The organism is Acidiphilium sp., assembly GCF_049977125.1.
GTDB lineage: Bacteria > Pseudomonadota > Alphaproteobacteria > Acetobacterales > Acetobacteraceae > Acidiphilium.
In genome coordinates, this window is record NZ_JBMFGY010000022.1 from 1 (window position 1) to 18204 (window position 18204).

Annotated in this window: 15 protein-coding genes; 12 read left to right on the top strand and 3 right to left on the bottom strand. The window is 63.0% G+C overall.

The features are described 5' to 3' along the window. From ACP5E6_RS05735 to ACP5E6_RS05765, 7 genes are all read left to right on the top strand, one after another. The coding region (locus ACP5E6_RS05735; RefSeq protein WP_427952715.1) for a hypothetical protein at nucleotides 1–267 on the top strand (267 nt) is incomplete at its 5' end. Nucleotides 268–397: 130 nt separating this feature from the next. Beyond that, complete coding sequence (locus tag ACP5E6_RS05740; RefSeq protein WP_427952717.1) at nucleotides 398–1315, top strand: proline iminopeptidase-family hydrolase; 918 nt, start codon at nucleotides 398–400, stop codon at nucleotides 1313–1315. 11 nt (nucleotides 1316–1326) lie between these two features. Then, nucleotides 1327–3015, top strand: coding sequence for an ABC transporter substrate-binding protein (locus tag ACP5E6_RS05745; RefSeq protein ID WP_427952719.1), 1689 nt, complete (start codon nucleotides 1327–1329; stop codon nucleotides 3013–3015). Between the two features lie 13 nt (nucleotides 3016–3028). Beyond that, nucleotides 3029–4054 (top strand): ABC transporter permease, encoded by a 1026-nt coding sequence (locus ACP5E6_RS05750; RefSeq protein WP_427952721.1) that lies wholly within the window; start codon nucleotides 3029–3031, stop codon nucleotides 4052–4054. Next, nucleotides 4051–5016, top strand: a complete 966-nt coding sequence (locus tag ACP5E6_RS05755; protein WP_427952723.1) for an ABC transporter permease — start codon at nucleotides 4051–4053, stop codon at nucleotides 5014–5016. The genes ACP5E6_RS05750 and ACP5E6_RS05755 overlap by 4 nt, the downstream gene beginning before the upstream one ends. 33 nt (nucleotides 5017–5049) lie before the next feature. Then, on the top strand, nucleotides 5050–6021 hold the full coding sequence (locus ACP5E6_RS05760) for an ABC transporter ATP-binding protein (RefSeq protein ID WP_427952725.1): 972 nt from the start codon (nucleotides 5050–5052) through the stop codon (nucleotides 6019–6021). After that, nucleotides 6018–6992 (top strand): ABC transporter ATP-binding protein, encoded by a 975-nt coding sequence (locus ACP5E6_RS05765; RefSeq protein ID WP_427952727.1) that lies wholly within the window; start codon nucleotides 6018–6020, stop codon nucleotides 6990–6992. The genes ACP5E6_RS05760 and ACP5E6_RS05765 overlap by 4 nt, the downstream gene beginning before the upstream one ends. A 35-nt stretch (nucleotides 6993–7027) precedes the next feature. Here the strand turns inward: ACP5E6_RS05765 and ACP5E6_RS05770 are convergent, their stop codons facing one another. Genes ACP5E6_RS05770 through ACP5E6_RS05780 form a run of 3 tightly spaced genes read right to left on the bottom strand, consistent with a single transcriptional unit; the run spans nucleotide 7028 to nucleotide 13312 of the window. Continuing rightward, nucleotides 7028–8029, bottom strand: coding sequence for a dihydroorotate dehydrogenase-like protein (locus tag ACP5E6_RS05770; RefSeq protein ID WP_427952729.1), 1002 nt, complete (start codon nucleotides 8027–8029; stop codon nucleotides 7028–7030). A 7-nt stretch (nucleotides 8030–8036) separates the two neighbouring features. After that, the gene (nifJ, locus tag ACP5E6_RS05775; protein WP_427952731.1) at nucleotides 8037–11663 is read right to left on the bottom strand and encodes a pyruvate:ferredoxin (flavodoxin) oxidoreductase; all 3627 of its coding nucleotides are present in this window, start codon (nucleotides 11661–11663) and stop codon (nucleotides 8037–8039) included. Further along, nucleotides 11660–13312: an NAD(P)-binding protein gene (locus ACP5E6_RS05780; protein WP_427952733.1), complete on the bottom strand. Its 1653-nt coding sequence runs from the start codon at nucleotides 13310–13312 to the stop codon at nucleotides 11660–11662. The genes nifJ and ACP5E6_RS05780 overlap by 4 nt, the downstream gene beginning before the upstream one ends. 253 nt (nucleotides 13313–13565) lie before the next feature. Here ACP5E6_RS05780 and ACP5E6_RS05785 point away from each other — a divergent pair, with 253 nt between their 5' ends. From ACP5E6_RS05785 to ACP5E6_RS05805, 5 genes are read left to right on the top strand one after another with little or no spacing between them, the layout of a single operon-like run. Beyond that, nucleotides 13566–14324: an ABC transporter ATP-binding protein gene (locus ACP5E6_RS05785; RefSeq protein WP_427952735.1), complete on the top strand. Its 759-nt coding sequence runs from the start codon at nucleotides 13566–13568 to the stop codon at nucleotides 14322–14324. Next, nucleotides 14317–15009 carry an ABC transporter ATP-binding protein gene (locus ACP5E6_RS05790; RefSeq protein ID WP_427952737.1) on the top strand — a complete coding sequence of 231 codons (693 nt, stop codon included), beginning with the start codon at nucleotides 14317–14319 and terminating at the stop codon, nucleotides 15007–15009. Before ACP5E6_RS05785 ends, ACP5E6_RS05790 begins: the two co-directional genes overlap by 8 nt. Nucleotides 15010–15032: 23 nt before the next feature. Then, nucleotides 15033–16265, top strand: coding sequence for an ABC transporter substrate-binding protein (locus ACP5E6_RS05795; RefSeq protein WP_427952739.1), 1233 nt, complete (start codon nucleotides 15033–15035; stop codon nucleotides 16263–16265). A gap of 12 nt (nucleotides 16266–16277) precedes the next feature. Next, complete coding sequence (locus tag ACP5E6_RS05800) at nucleotides 16278–17165, top strand: branched-chain amino acid ABC transporter permease (RefSeq protein ID WP_427952742.1); 888 nt, start codon at nucleotides 16278–16280, stop codon at nucleotides 17163–17165. Beyond that, complete coding sequence (locus ACP5E6_RS05805) at nucleotides 17165–18100, top strand: branched-chain amino acid ABC transporter permease (RefSeq protein ID WP_427952744.1); 936 nt, start codon at nucleotides 17165–17167, stop codon at nucleotides 18098–18100. The genes ACP5E6_RS05800 and ACP5E6_RS05805 overlap by 1 nt, the downstream gene beginning before the upstream one ends. The last annotated feature ends 104 nt before the right edge of the window (nucleotides 18101–18204 follow it).

An 18204-nucleotide genomic window follows, 5' to 3' on the forward strand; every position in this document is an offset into this window, starting at 1 on the left:
GAGCATCGCCTTCACACGGCGGGGGTCACAGGTTCAATCCCTGTCGCGCCCACCAGATTTTCTAGGTTATTACAACGAGTTATCAGGAAATCTGGCCCCGCCTCTTTCGCATTTCTGAATTTTCGTCCCAATTCCGTCCATGACGCCATTGCATTGTCGTTGGCCTGGTGGTCGGCACGATTGGTTTATCGCATCGATCTCGCCACTTCTGGCGCGGGCGGATGGGTTGCGGGGCGGTCGGATTTGGATGGGCTGTACCTGGAATGATGAATATCGGAGCGGATTGCCGTATTTTGTCGCAGCGATGCAACTGGAGCGCGCAATTTGTGTCGGGAATTGGCATTTTCTCATGGCGGCGCTGATGGCGTCGTCGTATGGTTAAGTGCAGAATGCGAGCATGCAGGGACAGTCTTTAGCCACGATTGAGGGATTTGCGCCGTTCGGCGCGTGGCGGACCTGGTATCGGGTCACCGGTGCGATCGACGGTGCCAAACCGCCGCTGGTGGTGTTGCATGGCGGGCCGGGATGCACGCATGATTATGTCGATAGTTTGAAAGAGTTGGCGACGACTGGCCGGGCGGTGGTGCATTACGACCAGATCGGCGGCGGTCGCTCGACCCATCTGCCGGATCGGGGGGCGGCGTTCTGGACGGTGGATTTGTTCATCGATGAATTGAACAATCTGCTGGCGCATCTCGGCATTGCCGATGATTTTCATCTGTTCGGCCAGTCCTGGGGCGGCATGCTGGGGGCGGAATTCGCGATCCGGCGCCCGGCGGGGTTGCGTGCTTTGGTGATTGCGGACAGCCCGGCCTCGATGGTGACCTGGGTTGCCGAGGCCAATCGGCTGCGCGCAGCGCTGCCACAAGCGGTGCAGGCGGCGCTGACCACGCATGAGGCGGCGGGCACCACGGATAGCGCTGAATACGAAGCGGCGGTGGCGGTGTTCTATGCGCGGCATTTATGCCGGATTGACCCGATGCCGACGGAGGTGCAGCGCACGTTCACGATGCTCGCCGAAGATCCGCTCGTCTATCGCACGATGAACGGGCCGAGTGAGTTCCACGTAGTCGGTTCGCTGAAGGATTGGAGCGTGGTGGACCGGGTGCATGACATCGTGGCGCCGACGCTGCTGATTTCGGGCAAGTTCGACGAAGCGACCATCGCCTGCGTGCAGCCGTTTCTGGAGGGCATCAGCGACGTGCGCTGGCATATTTTCGGGCGCTCCAGCCATATGCCGCATGTCGAGGAGAAGGACGAGTGCCTTGCCCTGGTTGCCGCATTTCTCGATCGTTATCCCGCCGTATCGCTCTGACAGGAGAGACCATGAAAGACTCTATCAATACCTGGTTGTTGCCCGGACTGCTCGGCTGTGGCGTGGCCGCCGCGGCGACGCCGGTCGGCGCGCTGGCGCAAACGCCGGCGGCGCTGTTCGCACAGCATCATGGCGGTACGCTGAAACTGGTGGCGGCTTCGGCGGCGGGTACGATCGATCCGCAGGTGAATTACACCAATCAATACTGGCAGACCTTCATTGCGGTGTACGACGGCCTGGTAACGTTTCAAAAAACCTCAGGCAAGGCCAGCAACAAGATCGTGCCGGATCTGGCGACCGCGGTGCCGGCACCGACCGACAACGGGTTGACCTATGTGTTCACCCTCCGCAAGGGGGTCAAATTTTCGAACGGCCAGCCGGTGACGCCCGCCGATGTGGTCGCGAGTTTCGAGCGGATTTTCAAGGTCAACAATCCCAATGCGGGGTCGTGGTATAAATTCATCGTCGGCGGTGCGGCGTGCATGGCTAAGCCCGCGACGTGCACCCTGCCGCAAGGGGTGATCGCCGATGCGGCGACCAACACGATCACGTTCCATCTGGTCTCGCCTGATCCGGAGTTTCTGGATCAGTTGGCGGTGCCGTTCGCGGTCATTCTGCCGGCGGACACCCCACCCAAGGATATGGGGACCGTGCCGATCCCCGGCACCGGGCCGTATATGATCACGAGCTATAATCCGCAAAAAGCCCTGATCCTCAAACGTAATCCGTATTTCAAGCAATGGAGTGCGGCGGCGCAACCGAACGGTTATGTCAATGAGATCGATTTTGACTTTGGTGTGACGGATGAGAACGCGGTCACCGCGATCGAGAACGGCCAGTATGACTGGGAGTTCGACCCGTTGCCGGCGGACCGGCTCGGCGAAGTCAGCACGCGGTTTCCCAAGCAGGTGCATATCGACCCGCTGCTGGCGGATTATTATGCGCCGATGAACGTGAATATTCCGCCGTTCAACAATAAGGACGCACGGCTGGCGGTGAATTACGCGCTCGATCGGCAGGCTGTGGTGAATATTTTCGGCGGGCGTAATCTCGCGACTCCGGCCTGCCAGATTTTGCCGCCCGATTTTCCGGGCTATCAGCCGTATTGTCCCTATACGCTGCACCCGGGCACCACCTGGTCGGCGCCGAATATGCCGAAGGCGATGGCGCTGATGAAGCAATCGGGCGAGGCGGGACAGAAGGTCACCGTGATCACGGATGATCAGGGGGTCGATCCGGCGCTCGGCACCTATATGGCGAGCCTGCTCAACAAGCTCGGGTTCGTGGCGACGACGCATGTGCTATCGGCCAATATTCAGTTCAACTATATCCAGAACACCAAGAACAAGGTGCAGATCAGTATCAGCCAATGGTATCAGGATTATCCGGCGGCTTCGGATTTCCTCAACGTGCTGCTGACCTGTGGCGCGATCCATCCGGGGTCGGACAGCTCGATCAATATTGCCGGCTATTGCAGCAAGACCTATGACAAGCATGTCGATGCGGTGCTGAAGACCGAGATCACCGATCCGGCCAAGGCCAATCAGGAATGGGCGGCGGTGGATCGCGAGGCGACGGATGCGGCGCCGTGGGCGACCATGTTCACGCCCAAACAGCTCGATTTCGTTTCCAAACGCGTGGGTGATTTCGTGTTCAGCGACCAGTTCCATATGCTGTTCTCGAAAGTCTGGGTGAAGTAGCCGGCTCGGCCCGATGAGCATCACGTCTGAAGATGCCGCGCGCGTCGCTGCCGAACCGGCTGCGGGGCCATGGCGGGCGGCGCTGCGCAAACTGGCGCAGAACCGCACCGCGATGGCGGCGGCGCTGGTGCTGGTGCTGATTGTGCTCGCCTGCATCGCGGCCCCGTTTTATGCGAAATACGTGGCGCACACCGACCCGTTCGGCTCGAATCTCGACGGCCAGATCATGCTGCATGGCAAATTGGTGCCGGTGATGCAGCCCTCGCCAACCGGGCTGGGCATGACGCCGATCGGCCCGACCTGGCGGGCGCAGTATTTGCTGGGCGCTGATAACCAGGGGCGCGATGTTGCGGCACGATTGCTGTATGGCGGGCGTAATTCGTTGCTGATTGCACTCGGTTCCACCATGATTTGTCTGGTCCTTGCCGGGTTGGTCGGGGTGGTGGCGGGGTTTTCGGGTGGCTGGATCGATACCGTGCTGGCCCGCGCGCTCGATGTGCTGTGGGCGTTTCCGGTCTATATGCTGGCGATCTCGCTCTCGGTGGTGCTGATCAGCCATGGGCTGAAACTCGGGCCGATCACCATCAATGCCGATAGTCTGCTGATCCCGATCACGATCATCGGCGTGGTCTATGTCCCTTATGTGGCGCGGCCGATCCGCGGCCAGGTGCTCAGCCTGGCGCGGTCGGATTTCGTGCTGGCGTCGCGCTGCCTGGGCGTGGCGCGGCATCGGATTTTGCTGCGCGACATCGTGCCCAATGTGACCACCACGCTGATCGTGTTCGCGCCGCTGATGATGGCGCTGAATATGCTGACCGAGGCGGCGCTGTCGTTTCTCTCGATCGGGGTGCAGCCGCCGGCGGCGAGCTGGGGCACCATCATTCTCGATGGCGAGGGGCTGCTTTACACGCGGCCGATGGTGGCGCTGGCACCGGGTATCGCCATCATGATCACGGTGGTGATGCTGAACTTTTTGGGCGATGGCGTGCGCGAGGCGTTCGATCCGCGCGCGAAATTGCGCGTGAAGTCTGACCGATGATTTTGGTGGTGGCGCGCCGGCTTGGCGAGATGGTGTTCGTGCTGGTCTCGATCAGCGTGCTGGTGTTTTTGATCTTTTTCGCAACCCCCGGCGCCGATCCGGCGGCGCGGCTGGCCGGGCGGGGGGCGACACCGGCCACGCTGGCGGCGGTGCGGCATAGTTTCGGCCTCGATAAGCCGTTGCCGGTGCAATATGTGCTGATGATGAAGCATTTGTTCATCACCCAGGATTTGACGTCGTTCGTGAACCCCGGCGAGAAAGTCGTCCCCGCGGTGTTGCAGGCGGTGCCGGTGACGCTGTCGCTGGTATTCGGCGCAGCGATCATCTGGGTGGTGGCGGCTTTGTTCGTCGGGGTCATCGCGGCCTGGGCGCGGGATACGCTGCTCGATCGGATGTTGATGCTGTTCAGCCTGATCGGCGTGTCGATGCCGGTGTTCTGGCTGGCCGAGGTCGCCAATCTGATTACCCAGGCGCGATACCACGATACGTGGCTGTTTTCCTGGGTACCGGCACTGGGCTATGTGCCGCTCAGCGTGAGTGTGGTGGGGTGGTTCAAGAGCCTGATCATCCCGTGGACCGTGCTGGCGGTAACCTATATCGGGCTTTATGGGCGGGTGCTGCGCTCGAACCTGGTCGAGGCGATGAACGAGGATTACATCCGCACCGCGCGCGCCAAGGGATTGTCCGAGCGTCAGATTATTTTGAGGCACGCGCTGCGGATGTCGCTGATCACGCTGGTCTCGATGTTCGGGCTCGATTTCGGTCTGCTGGCCGGTGGTGGGGCGCTGCTGATCGAGGTGGTTTCGGGACTGCCCGGCGTGGGGGAGTTGACCTATCAGGCGCTGCAGAATCTGGATCTGCCGTTCATCATGGCGGCGGTGTTGTATGGGGCGGTGTTCATCGTGGTCGCGAATACCGTGGTTGATATGCTGTATGCCGTGATCGACCCGCGTGCGCGATAACCGGGTTCATCCAACCGGTTCGGAGCGGCGGCGATGAGGGTTGAGCCGCTGTTGCGGATCGAGGATCTGCATGTGTCGTTTCGTACGGCGCAGGGGGTTCTGCCGATCGTTGAGGGCGTGTCGTTCACGGTCGATCCGGGGGAGATCCTGTCGGTGGTTGGGGAATCCGGTTCGGGCAAGAGCCTGACCGCGCTGGCCATCATGCGGCTGATCACCGATCCGAACGCGATCATTACCGGCAGCGTGCGCTTCAAGGGGCAGGATCTGCTGGGTCTGCCGGAGGCGGCGATGCGGTCGCTGCGTGGTGGCGCGATCGCGATGATCTTTCAGGACCCGATGACGGCGCTGACCCCGGCCTATACCGTCGGGGCGCAGATCGTCGAGCAGATCATGGCGCATCGCAATACCGGCCGGGCTGCGGCACGCACCCGCGCGATCGATCTGCTCGGCGCCATGGGGATCGCCGCACCGCGCGACATCGCCGCGCGCTATCCGCACCAATTGTCCGGCGGGATGCGTCAGCGCGTGATGATCGCCATGGCGCTGTCGTGCGATCCGGCGCTGCTGATCGCGGATGAACCGACCACGGCGCTCGACGTGACGGTACAGGCACAGATATTGGAGCTGATTTTGCGGTTGCGCGGCGAATTCGGCTCCTCGGTGCTGCTGATTACTCACGATATGGGGGTGGTTGCGCGCGTCGCGGACCGCGTTGTGGTGATGTATGCCGGCGCGATCGCCGAAGCGGGCGCGACGCGCGATATTTTCGCGACCCCGGCGCACCCCTATACGATCGGGCTGCTCGGCGCGATTCCGCGGCTGCGCGGGCCGCGCCTCGCGCGTCTCCCGGCGATTCCGGGCGCGCCTCCCGCTCCGCATGATCGCCCCAGCGGCTGTGGTTTCGCGCCGCGTTGCCCTTATGTGGTGGCGGCGTGTGCCGGCCATCCACCGCTGGTCGCACAGGCTGACCGCGCGGTGGCGTGTTTTCGGGCCGGCCTCCTATGAACCCGCCGATTTTGCAGGTGGAGGCGCTGACCAAGCATTTTGCGGTCGGCAGCCGGTTCGCCAGCGGCGGGCGGCAGGTGGTGCAGGCGCTGGACGGTGTTTCGTTCGAGGTGTTTCCCGGTGAGACGCTCGGGCTGGTGGGTGAGTCCGGCTGCGGCAAATCGACGCTCGGCCGCTGCCTGCTGCGGCTCTACGATGCCGATGCCGGCCGGATCTTGTTCAACGGGCACGACATCACGGCGATGACCGAGCGCGCGCTGCGCCCGCTGCGCGCGGATATGCAGATGGTGTTTCAGGACCCCTATGCCTCGCTCAACCCGCGCCGGCGGATCGGTGATCTGCTGGCCGAGGCGCTGATCGCCCATGGCCAGACCGATCGCGCGGCGAACCAGGCGCGGCTCGCCGAATTGATGGGTCTGGTCGGGCTGGCGCCCGAACATCTCGGCCGGTTTCCGCATGAATTCTCGGGCGGCCAGCGCCAGCGCATCGGCATCGCGCGCGCGATCGCGCTCAACCCGAAGCTGATCGTCGCGGATGAACCGGTTTCAGCGCTCGATGTCTCGATCCAGGCGCAGGTGGTCAATCTGCTGGCCGATCTGCAGGAGCGGCTCGCTTTGACCTATGTGTTCATTGCGCATGATCTGAGCGTGGTGCGCCATATCGCTGATCGGGTCGCGGTGATGTATCTCGGCACCATCGTCGAGATCGGCGAAACCGATGCGGTGCTGCATCATCCGGCGCATCCCTATACCGCTGCGCTGATCTCCGCGGTGCCGGAACCCGATCCGTCAGCGCAGGGGGCGCGCACGATCCTGCAGGGCGAGCCACCCTCGCCGACCAATCCGCCCTCCGGCTGCCGGTTTCACACGCGCTGCCCCTATGCGCAGCCGTTGTGCGCGCAGGAACGCCCTGCGCTGACGCCGCATGCGGACCGACGGTCTGTGGCCTGTCATTTTCCGTTGGACGCGTGATGGGGCCGTCGGCGCGGTCATGCACGCCGGAGGCGTCAGGGGGTCGGAAAATTGAGAAGGGCGTGGATGTAGGTGCCGCGTTGTTCAGCGGCGATCCGGTCGGCGGAACCATGGGCGCGCATCAGACCGGTGATTGCCGCCACTGAGCGGAAGTGGCGGCGTTCCAGCCAGGCGTGAAGACCGTCGATCAGGGTGCGGGCATGGCTGGCACCGTTGCGGAGCAGGGATGAGGCGGTCATCACCGCGTCCGCGCCGGCCAGGAGATATTTCACAATGTCCTCGCCGGTTTCGACACCCGTGCCGGCGGCGAGCGAGGTATGCGGCAACCGTCCGGCGAGCACCGAGAGCCAGTGCAGGCCGAGCCGCATTTCCTCGGGCCGGCTCAGGCCGATCGGCGTGTGCCAGCGGAGCCGGGCGAGGTCGATGTCGGGTAAATAGAGCCGGTTGAACAGCACCAGCCCGTCGGCTCCCGCCGCATCGAGCCGGTGGGCCAGATCGCCGAACGCCGAGACATGCGGATGTAGTTTCACCGCGAGCGGAATACGCACCCGCGCGCGCACCGCCCGCACCAGGGCGACATATTCGGCCTCGACCGCTGCACCGGTGGTGGTGAGTTGGTCCGCGATCCGGTAGATATTCAACTCCAACGCGGCGGCGCCGGCTTGTTCGATCAGGATGGCGTGATCGATCCAGTTGGTCGCGGTGGTGCCGTTCAGACTGGCGATCACCGGAATGTCCAGCGCCGTCACCGCACGGCGCACCAGGTCGAGATAGCCGGTCGGGCCACCGTTGTAGTCGAGGGCGGCGACGAAATAGCCGCTGGCCTCGGGTGAGCTGTCGGCGCTGGCGCTGAACATCGCTTCGATCGCGGCATCGTCGTGACGGATTTGTTCCTCGAACAATGATGGCAGCACAACGGCGGCAATACCGGCGTCTTCCAGTCGGCGCAGCGATCCGATGTCGCCCGACAGGGGTGACGCCGAGGCGATCAGCGGGTTGCGAAGGCCGAGGCCGAGGTAGCGTGTGGTCAGATCCATGGCGCCCTCAGGGTTTGTCGGCGACGATCCGCGTCGCATCGGGGTTGAAGCGAGATCCGTCCAGCCCGGCCAGAGCCTCGTACTGGGCGTATTTTTCGCGCGCGACGACTGAGGCCGCCGCGAGCACGGCGGCGGCTTCGGTCGGCCGGGTGACCGCCAGACCGCGATAGCGCAGCTCGTTATAGGCATAGTCGCGCAATGGCACCGTCGGTCGTGGCGAATCCAGCAGGAACGGGTTTTCGCCGGCGGCGCGCAGGGCCGGGTTGTAGCGCAGCAGCGGCCAGTAGCCCGAAGCGGTGGCCAGGTCCTGCTGGCGCAGGCCGTGTTTCAGGTCGTAGCCATGCGCGATGCAGTGGCTATAGGCCAGGATGATCGAGGGGCCAGGCCAGGCCTCGGCCTCGCGGAAGGCCTGCAAGGTCTGTTGCGGGTTCGCGCCCATCGCGACCTGGGCGACATAGACATTGCCATAGGCGATCGCCTGCAGCGCCAGATCCTTGCGCGCGATCCGTTTGCCGGCGGCGGCGAATTTCGCGATCGCCCCCATCGGCGTCGCTTTCGATGCCTGGCCGCCGGTGTTGGAATAGACCTCGGTATCGAGCACCAGGATATTCACATCCCGCCCGCTCGCCAGCACGTGATCGAGCCCGCCGTAGCCGATATCATAGGCCCAGCCGTCACCGCCGACGATCCAGACGCTGCGCCGGATCAGGTGATCGACCACCGAGGATAAATCCAGCGCACGCGGATCATCGCCCAATGCGGCCAGACGCCGCTTGAGTTCATCGACCCGGGCGCGTTGCGCGTGCAGCTCGGATTCGCGGATCTGAGGTGCCTCGATCAGGGCGTTCACCAGATCGGCGCCGATCGTATCCGCCATTTCGCGCAGCCGTTGCTGTGCGAGGGCAACGTGCTGATCGGCCGCGAGGCGGAAACCGAGGCCGAATTCGGCGTTGTCCTCGAACAGCGAGTTCGACCATGCCGGTCCACGGCCCTCGCGGTTCATCCCCCACGGCGTCACCGGCAGATTGCCGCCATAGATCGAGGAACAGCCGGTGGCGTTGGCGATCTGAAGACGGTCGCCGAACAACTGGCTCAGCAGTTTCAGATACGGTGTCTCGCCACACCCGGCGCAGGCGCTCGGGAAGGCGAACAGCGGTTCGAGAAATTGCACGCCGCGCACGTTGGCGAAATCGACCGCGGTGCGGTCGTTGACCGGCAGGGTTTCGAAGAAGTCGACATTGGCCCGCTCAGTGGCCAGGATCGGCGCCTTGTCGCCCAGATTGATGGCCTTGCGGCCGGGGCGCTGCGGATCATCCGCCGGGCAGGCCTCGACGCAGAGGCCGCAACCGGTGCAATCCTCGACATAGATCTGCAGGCGAAACCCGATGTCGGGATAGCCGCGCGCGTTTACCGGTGCGGTGGTGAAGCCGGCGGGGGCCGGCGTTTGCGGGTCGTGCAGCCGGTCCTGATGGAAATAGCGCGCGCGGATCACCGCATGCGGGCAGACGAAGGCACAGTGGCCGCACTGGATACACACATCGCTCTGCCAGATCGGCACGATGTCGGACACGTTGCGCTTTTCATACACGGAAGTGCCGGACGGGAAGGTGCCATCGACCGGCATGGCGCTGACCGGCAGATCATCGCCGTGGCCCGCCAGCATCAACGCCGTCACGTTGCGCACGAAATCGGGTGCGGTGTCCGGCACGCTGGCGCGCATGTCGATGGTGCTGGTCACTTCGGGTGGGACGGGCACTTCATGCAGATTGGCCAGGGTGCGGTCCACCGCCGCGAAATTGCGCGCGACGGCGTCCTTGCCCTTCCGGGCGTAGGAGGCTTCGATCATGTGCTTGATCTGGCCGATTGCCTCGTCCTGGGGCAGAACATTCGAGATTGCGAAGAAGCAGGTCTGCAGGATCGTATTGATCCGCCCGCCCAGGCCGCTCTCGCGCGCGACGCGCGATGCGTCGATCACGAACAGGCGGAGCCGCTTGTCGATGATCTGGCGCTGCACGATGCGCGGCAGCGAATCCCACGCGGCTTCCGGCGCGGCGGCGCAGTTGAGCAGGAACGTCGCACCCGGAGCGGCGAGGGTGAGGATGTCGCCGCGTTCGAGAAAGCCGAACTGGTGGCAGCCGATGAAATTCGCCGCTCCGATGAGATAGGGCGCGCGGATCGGGCGGCTGCTGAAGCGCAGGTGCGAAATCGTCTGTGCGCCGGATTTGCGGGAGTCATAGACGAAATAGCCCTGGGCGAAATGCCCGTCGATCTCGCCGAGGATTTTCACGCTGTTCTTGTTCGCGCCCACCGTGCCGTCCGATCCCAGACCGTAAAACACCGCGCGCACCACATCGTCGGGTTCGATGGTGAATGCGGGATCTGTGGCGAGGCTGCTGTGGCAGACGTCGTCGTTGATGCCGAGGGTGAAGCCGGTGCGCGGGGAGGGGAGGGCCAGCTCGTCGAAAACCGATTTGACCATCGCCGGGGTGAAATCCTTCGACGACAGGCCATACCGTCCGCCGACCACGAGTGGCATCGTCGCGCGCTGGCCTTCAGCGACGGCGCGGGTGAGAACCGCGATGACATCGAGATAGAGCGGCTCACCCGGCGCACCGGGTTCCTTGGTCCGGTCGAGGACCGCAATGGCGCGCACCGAGGCGGGCAAAGCGGCGAGAAAATGCGCGGCGGAGAACGGCCGGTAGAGCAGCACCTGCACAACGCCGATGCGCGCATCCGCCGCCGAGCGCGCCCGCAGCGCGGCGGCGGTTTCACGGGCGGTTTCCGCGCCTGAGCCGATGATCACGATCACCCGCTCGGCATCGGCGGGTCCATCATAGGCGAACAGATCGTAGTGCCGGCCGGTCAGGGTCGAAAACCGCGCCATCGTCCGCGCCACGATTTCAGGGGTCGCGGCGTAGAACGGGCTGGCCGCTTCGCGCGCCTGAAAGAAGGTGTCGGGATTATGCGCCGTACCGCGCACGACAGGATGCTCCGGGCTGAGCGCGCGGGCGCGGTGCGCGCGCACCAGATCATCATCGATCATCGCGCGGATGTCGGCATCGCTCAGCAGGTGCAACGTGTTCAACTCGTGCGAGGTGCGGAACCCATCGAAGAAATGAATGAACGGCAGCCGGCACTCCAGACTCGCGGCCTGGGAGATCAGCGCCAGATCATGCGCCTGCTGCACCGAATCCGAGGCCAACATTGCAAACCCCGCCGCGCGAACCGCCATGACATCGGCATGATCGCCGAAGATCGAGAGCGCCTGGGTCGCGAGCGCGCGTGCCGCGACGTGAAACACGCAAGGGGTGAGTTCGCCGGCGATTTTGAACATGTTGGGCAGCATCAGCAGCAGCCCTTGCGAGGCGGTGAAGGTAGTGGTCAGCGCACCCGATTGCAGCGCGCCATGCAACGCGCCGGCGGCCCCGCCCTCGCTTTGCATTTCCTGCACCACGGGCACACCGCCCCAGATGTTGGTTATACCCGCCGCGGCCCATTCATCGGCCAGCTCCGCCATCGCCGAGGATGGGGTGATCGGGTAGATCGCGCAGACCTCGTTGATCCGGTAGGCGACATGGGCGACCGCGGTGCCGCCGTCCATGGTGACCTGCCGGCGCGGGGGTAGGGGGGTCATGACGTGCCTCCAGTCGCGACGGGTTCGGGGATCATCTCGATTGCGTGGCATGGGCATTGCTCGAAACAGACCGCGCAGCCGGTACACAGCGCCATGTCGATCCGGTAGCGCAGCCCTGGGCCGAGTTTGACGATCGCATTTTCCGGGCAGGCAGCGAAACACTGATCGCATTCGAAGCAATTGCCGCAGGACAGGCAGCGCCGTGCCTCATAGTGGGAGGCCGCTTCATCGAGCCCGCCGGTAGTTTCGGCGAAGCCCTGCGCCAGCCGCTCATCGGGGCGCAGCACCGGCTGAGCCCGTGGCGCGGCATCGGCAAAGATGGGCAGGTTGAGCGCGGCGAAATCGATCGGTGGATGCTTGGCCACCGCGGCAATTTTGGTGCCGCGCAACCATGCATCGATATGACTTGCTGCCTTTTTGCCATGCCCGGTTGCGGTGGTCACGGTGCGCTCGCACGGCACCGCATCGCCGCCCGCGAAAATTCCGGCCCGCCCGGTCATCATCGTTGCATCGACCGAAACAACACCATCGGCGCCGACCGCGATTTCGGGAATCCCGTGCAACAGTCCAGCATCGGTCTCCTGGCCGAGTGCGAGCACCACCGCATCCGCCGTCAGTGTTTCAAACGTACCGGTCGGTTCCGGGCGGCCGGCTGCGTTCAGGCGCATCATCTCCACGGTGAGGGTTCCGGCGTCGATCGTCTTGATTGTACTGAGCCATTTCACCTTGATGCCCTCGGAGAGCGCATCGGCCAGCTCTGCCTCGTGAGCCGGCATATGCGCCTGGTCGCGCCGGTAGACGATCAGCGCATCGCTCGCGCCCAATCGCCGCGCGGTGCGGGCGGCATCCATCGCGGTGTTGCCCCCGCCGTAAATTACCACCCGGCGTCCGAGCAGCGGCCGTTCACCCGCGGCGACTTCGTGCAGCAGAGCGATTGCGTCGATCACCCGGACCGCATCGCGCGCGGGGATCTCGATCCGCTTGCTCGCCTGCGCGCCGATCGCGACGAACACGGCATCGAACCCGCCGGCCCGCTGGGCAGCCAGAACATCATCGACCTTGCGATCGAGCACAATATTTACGCCCATCGCCTCGATCCGCCGCACTTCGGCCAGCAACACATCGCGCGGCAGGCGATAGGCCGGAATTCCGAAATGCAGCATCCCGCCCGGCAATGGCCCCGCCTCATGGACCGAGACGTCATGACCTCGACGCGCCAGGTGATACGCGGCGGCGAGGCCGCTCGGGCCGGCTCCGACCACCAGAACCCGCTTGCCGCTCGGCGCGGCGCAGGGCGGCGCCGGCCAGTTCTGTTCGATCGCGAGATCACCCAGATAGCGTTCGACCGCGTGAACACCCACCGCTTCGTCGAGCGCCGAGCGATTACAGGCGCTCTCGCAGGGGTGGTAGCACACCCGCCCATGGACCGCGGGGAACGGATTGTCGCGGAGAATGACCTCCCACGCCGCGCGGTAGTGGCCGGACTGAGCGAGTCCGAGCCATTCCTGAATATTCTCCCCCGCCGGGCACGCGACGTTGCACGGCGGCAGATGATCGCGAAAGACCGGACGACGGGTCCGTGCCGGACCGGTGGCCGTCTCGCGCATCAGATCGACCTGGGGTGTCGCATCCATCAGACGCCGTGTCATCGCGCTGCCTCCCGATATTCGGGGGAGAATAAATGAAAACGATCAACCGTCGTTGATGCAGATCAAATCGGCGGTCAAATAACAATGGATATCGCCGGTTGCGGTACGATCGATCGGCCGGCGTCATCGGTGCCGGGATTGCCTGCGAGGGGGTTCCGATCCTTCCTGCGCCCATTGCGCGTGATCCTTCGTTATGTCAGTTTCAGTGAATAATCCGTAATGGCGTCGCCATTGCTGGGAGTGAACGGGGGAAATGGGCGACTACATTCTGCAGGCGCGTGGCTTATCCAAGGGGTTTCGCGGCTTTATGGCCGTGCAGGGTGTCGATCTCTCGATTGAAAAAGACAGTATTCATGCCCTGATTGGCCCCAACGGCGCGGGCAAGACGACATGTTTCAATCTTCTGACCAAATTTCTGGCGCCGAGTGCGGGCAGTATCAGTTTCGAGGGTCGCGACATCACCGGATTGTCGCCGGCAGCGGTTGCCCGGCGCGGCATGGTGCGGAGCTTTCAGATCTCGGCGGTGTTCGGTCATATGACGGCGCTGGAAAACGTCCGCATCGCGCTGGCGCGGGCGCGCGGGGGGAATTTTGATTTCTGGCGCACGGAACGAGTGCTTTCGACGTTCAATGACCGCGCCCATGAGCTTTTATTCGATGTCGGCCTGTCCGACAGCGTTGAAATCCCGGCGGCCGAATTATCCTACGGCCGCAAGCGCGCGCTCGAAATCGCCACCACCCTCGCGCTCGACCCGAGGTTGATGCTGCTCGATGAACCGACCGCCGGCATGACCGAGGCGGATGTGGTTCGAATCGTTGCCCTGATCCGCCAGATCCGCGCCGGACGCACCATTTTGATGGTGGAGCACAATCTTTCGGTGGTATCGGGACTTTCGGACCGGATTACCGTGCTCGCGCGCGGCCGGGTTCTCGCGGAGGGCGACTATGCCAGCGTCTCGGCCAACGAGGCGGTGGTGACCGCCTATCTCGGTTCGGATGCCGCGGATGCTTGAGATCAATGATCTGAATGCGTGGTACGATGAGAGCCATGTGTTGCATGGCATGGCGTTTCATGTCCGCGAGGGTGAGTGCGTTACGTTGCTAGGACGTAACGGTGCCGGCAAGTCGACCACGCTGAAATCGATCATGGGTCTGGTGCCGAAGCGCGCCGGCAGCATCAAATTCCGAGGTGCCGAGTTGATCGCCGCACGGCCCGACATGGTGGGCCGGGCGGGGATCGGTTTCTGTCCGGAGGATCGCGGGATTTTTGCGGGTCTCACGGTTCAGGAAAATCTGATGCTGCCGCCCGTGGTCGCGTCCGGCGGCATGAGCATCGCGGATATTCATTTGTTATTTCCCAATCTGGCGGAGCGCGCGACAAGCCCGGGCACGAAATTATCCGGTGGCGAGCAGCAGATGCTGGCGATTGCACGGATTCTGCGCACCGGGGCCAAACTTCTGTTGCTTGACGAACCGACCGAGGGGCTCGCGCCGGTCATCGTTCAGCAGATCGGTCACATGATCATGGAAATCAAACGGCGTGGTTTCACTGTGTTGCTGGTTGAACAGAACTTCAGATTCGCAGCTAAATTAGCCGATCGTCATTATCTGGTCGAACATGGCCTGGTGGTCGACATGATTCCCAACCACGAACTACCCGCCCGCGCCGAGATGCTCCATCGTCGTCTCGGCATCTGAACCTGCACTCTGGAGGAATGTCCATGAAATTGACCAGACGAACCTTGATCGGCACCGCCGCCACCGGCGTCGCCGCCGCAACCCTGCCGCTCGGGCGCGCCCGCGCTGCCGGCAAGCCATTGAAAATCGCCGTGATCAGCGATTTTTCAGGCCCCTATCGCGATATCGGCGGTCCGACCTCGGTGGCCTGTGTCGAGCAGGCGGTGGCGGATTTCGGTGCGACGCAGAAGGGTTACGACGTCACAATTCTGAAGGGCGATCATCAAAACAAGCCTGACGTCGGTGCGGCACTCGCACGCCGCTTCTATGATCAGGGCGTCGATCTTGTGATCGACATTCCCAATACCGCCGTGGCGCTCGCGGTCGAAGGTGTTGCCCACGACAAGAACCGCGCCTACATCAACTCAAACGCCGCCGGTTCGACCATCACGGGCAAGTTCTGCAACGCGCAGACGATCCATTGGACTTACGACACTTATATGCTGGCGCAATCGACCGGTGGTGCCATGGTCAAGACGGGTGGCAAAACCTGGTTCTTTATTACGGCAGACTATGCGTTCGGTCATCTGTTGCATGATCAGACGGCGGCGGTCGTGACCAGTCACGGCGGGAAAGTCGTCGGCAATATCAATTATCCGTTTCCGCAGACCACTGATTTCTCCTCCTACCTGGTCCAGGCGGAATCCTCCGGCGCGCAAGTGCTTGGTCTCGCCAATGCGGGCCAGGATACGGTGAATTCAATCAAGCAAGCGCATCAATTCGGCCTGACCCAGAAGATGAAACTCGCCGGGTTGCTGATCTTTCTGAATGACGTGCACGGCATGGGGCTCGAGATCGCGCAGAATTTGATTCTGACCGAAAGTTTCTACTGGAATCTGAACGACCGGACCCGCGCCTTTCTGGCCCGCGTCAAGCCGCGCACACCGGATAATTACCCCTCGATGGGCCAGGCCGGCTGCTATTCCGGCACGCTGCACTTCCTCAAGGCGGTCGATGCGATGAACAATATGGCCGATGTCAGCAATGGCGCGGCGGTGGTCGCGCAGATGAAGAAAATGCCGACCGATGATGATGCGTTCGGCAAAAAATACATCCGTGCGGATGGTCGTTTCATGTGCGATGCCTTCCTGTTTCGGGTCAAGACCCCGGGTGAGAGCAAAATCCCCTGGGACTATTACACGTTGCTGGCCACCACGCCGGCCAAGGAGGCGTTCATGCCGATGGCGATCGAAGGTTGCCCGCTGGTCAAAGCCTGAGGCCTGCCCACCATGATGATGATTTTGGGGAAACCGGCGCCGTTGCTGTTCGGGCAGTTGCTGCTCGGTATCATCAACGGCTCGTTCTACGCCATGCTCTCGCTCGGTCTTGCGATCATTTTCGGCTTGCTGAACGTGATCAATTTCGCCCATGGCGCGCTCTTCATGGTGGGTGCCTTTGTCACCTGGGGTCTGTTGCACTATCTCGGTATCGGCTACTGGCCCGCGCTGATCATCGCCCCGGTCATGGTCGGGGCGTTCGGTCTGCTGATCGAGCGCACGTTGATCCGCTACACGTATAAGCTCGATATTCTCTACGGACTTCTGCTCACCTTCGGCTTGGCCCTGGTGCTCGAAGGTATTTTCACCAACGCCTATGGCAGTTCAGGTGTCTCCTACAACGGCCCCGACATTCTGTCGGGCACGCTCAACCTTGGTTTCATGTTCCTGCCGGTTTATCGGGCGTTCGTGGTGTTCGCCGCCATCATCATCTGTGGCGCTGTCTGGTTCACCATCGAGAAGACCAGGCTTGGGGCGTTGTTGCGTGCGGCGACTGAAAATCCCGGGCTGGTGCAATCCTTTGGTGTCAACGTGCCGCGACTGATTGCATTCACCTTCGCCGGCGGTGTCGGGCTTGCGGGGCTTGCGGGCGTGCTCGCCGCACCGCTCTATTCGGTCAATCCGAACATGGGCAGCGACCTGATCAACACCGTGTTTGCCGTCGTTGTCATTGGCGGCATGGGTTCGATCGGTGGTGCCATCATCACCGGCTTCGGCCTTGGGATCATCCAGGGGTTCACCGAGGTGTTCTACCCGGCGGCTTCATCGGTCGTGGTGTTCGTGGTGATGGCGATCGTGCTGCTGGCCCGGCCCGCCGGCCTGTTCGGGCGCATCGCTTGATGTTCGGCTTCTCGCGCGCTCAGGCGATCGGTTTCGTCGTCATGATGGTCGTTCTGATCGGCGCGCCGTTCGTGGTGTATCCGATCTTCCTGATGCAGGTGATGTGTTTCGCCGTGTTCGCGATGGGCGCTAATCTATTGATGGGCTATACGGGATTGCTCTCGCTTGGTCAGGCCGCTTATTTCGGTATGGGCGGTTATGTCGCCGGTTATGCGGTGCAGACGCTGCATCTGACACCGGAGGCCGCCATCGCGCTCGGCGGCCTGACCGGTGCCGCGATCGGCGTGGTCTTCGGATGGCTCGCAATTCGCCGTCAGACGATCTATTTCGCGATGGTCACGCTGGCGCTTGCGCAGCTGGTCTATTTTTTCGCCGTGCAGGACACCGGTTTCACCGGAGGTGAAAACGGTATCCAAAACATTCCACGTGGCCGCTTGTTCGGCACGATACCGCTGACGCATGATCTGCAAATCTACTGGTTGGTGCTAACCGTGTTTACCATCGGTTTCCTGTTCGTGCATCGGGTCGTTCATTCACCGTTCGGCCAGGTGGTCAAGGCGATCCGGGAGAACGAGAACCGCGCCATTTCGCTCGGATACAAGGTCGAGCAGTATAAATGGATCATCTTTGTGCTGGCCGCCAGTTTGGCTGGTATCGCCGGGGCGATGAAGTCGCTGGTCATGGGGATCGCAACCTTGACCGATGTCGGTAACGCGACGTCAGGGATCGTTGTATTGATGGTGCTGATCGGCGGCATCGGCACTATTTTCGGGCCGTTGATCGGGGCTGCGATCATCATCGCCATGCAATATTATCTGGCGAGTTTCAGCGACTGGGTCACGGTGATCCAGGGGGCGATCTTTATAATCTGTGTCCTCGCGTTCCGCCGCGGCATGATCGGCGAACTCGGCGCGCGCTTGCGATTGTCGCTGTAGCGTCCGACCGCCGGGTATCACCGCGGCGGGCGCGCCTTGAACATCAAGCCGCACCTGCCCACATCCCGCTCGCTCGGTGAAACCAGCCGTTGACAGCCGCTCCG

Bases quoted from the DNA above. Each gene is read 5' to 3' on its own strand.
- ACP5E6_RS05800 (WP_427952742.1), top strand. From the start codon at position 16,278: ATGATGATGATTTTGGGGAAACCGGCGCCGTTGCTGTTCGGGCAGTTG.
- ACP5E6_RS05740 (WP_427952717.1), top strand. From the start codon at position 398: ATGCAGGGACAGTCTTTAGCCACGATTGAGGGATTTGCGCCGTTCGGC.
- ACP5E6_RS05795 (WP_427952739.1), top strand. From the start codon at position 15,033: ATGAAATTGACCAGACGAACCTTGATCGGCACCGCCGCCACCGGCGTC.
- ACP5E6_RS05760 (WP_427952725.1), top strand. From the start codon at position 5,050: ATGAGGGTTGAGCCGCTGTTGCGGATCGAGGATCTGCATGTGTCGTTT.
- ACP5E6_RS05745 (WP_427952719.1), top strand. From the start codon at position 1,327: ATGAAAGACTCTATCAATACCTGGTTGTTGCCCGGACTGCTCGGCTGT.
- ACP5E6_RS05780 (WP_427952733.1), bottom strand. From the start codon at position 13,312: ATGACACGGCGTCTGATGGATGCGACACCCCAGGTCGATCTGATGCGC.
- ACP5E6_RS05785 (WP_427952735.1), top strand. From the start codon at position 13,566: ATGGGCGACTACATTCTGCAGGCGCGTGGCTTATCCAAGGGGTTTCGC.
- ACP5E6_RS05755 (WP_427952723.1), top strand. From the start codon at position 4,051: ATGATTTTGGTGGTGGCGCGCCGGCTTGGCGAGATGGTGTTCGTGCTG.
- nifJ (WP_427952731.1), bottom strand. From the start codon at position 11,663: ATGACCCCCCTACCCCCGCGCCGGCAGGTCACCATGGACGGCGGCACC.
- ACP5E6_RS05770 (WP_427952729.1), bottom strand. From the start codon at position 8,029: ATGGATCTGACCACACGCTACCTCGGCCTCGGCCTTCGCAACCCGCTG.
- ACP5E6_RS05765 (WP_427952727.1), top strand. From the start codon at position 6,018: ATGAACCCGCCGATTTTGCAGGTGGAGGCGCTGACCAAGCATTTTGCG.
- ACP5E6_RS05805 (WP_427952744.1), top strand. From the start codon at position 17,165: ATGTTCGGCTTCTCGCGCGCTCAGGCGATCGGTTTCGTCGTCATGATG.
- ACP5E6_RS05750 (WP_427952721.1), top strand. From the start codon at position 3,029: ATGAGCATCACGTCTGAAGATGCCGCGCGCGTCGCTGCCGAACCGGCT.
- ACP5E6_RS05790 (WP_427952737.1), top strand. From the start codon at position 14,317: ATGCTTGAGATCAATGATCTGAATGCGTGGTACGATGAGAGCCATGTG.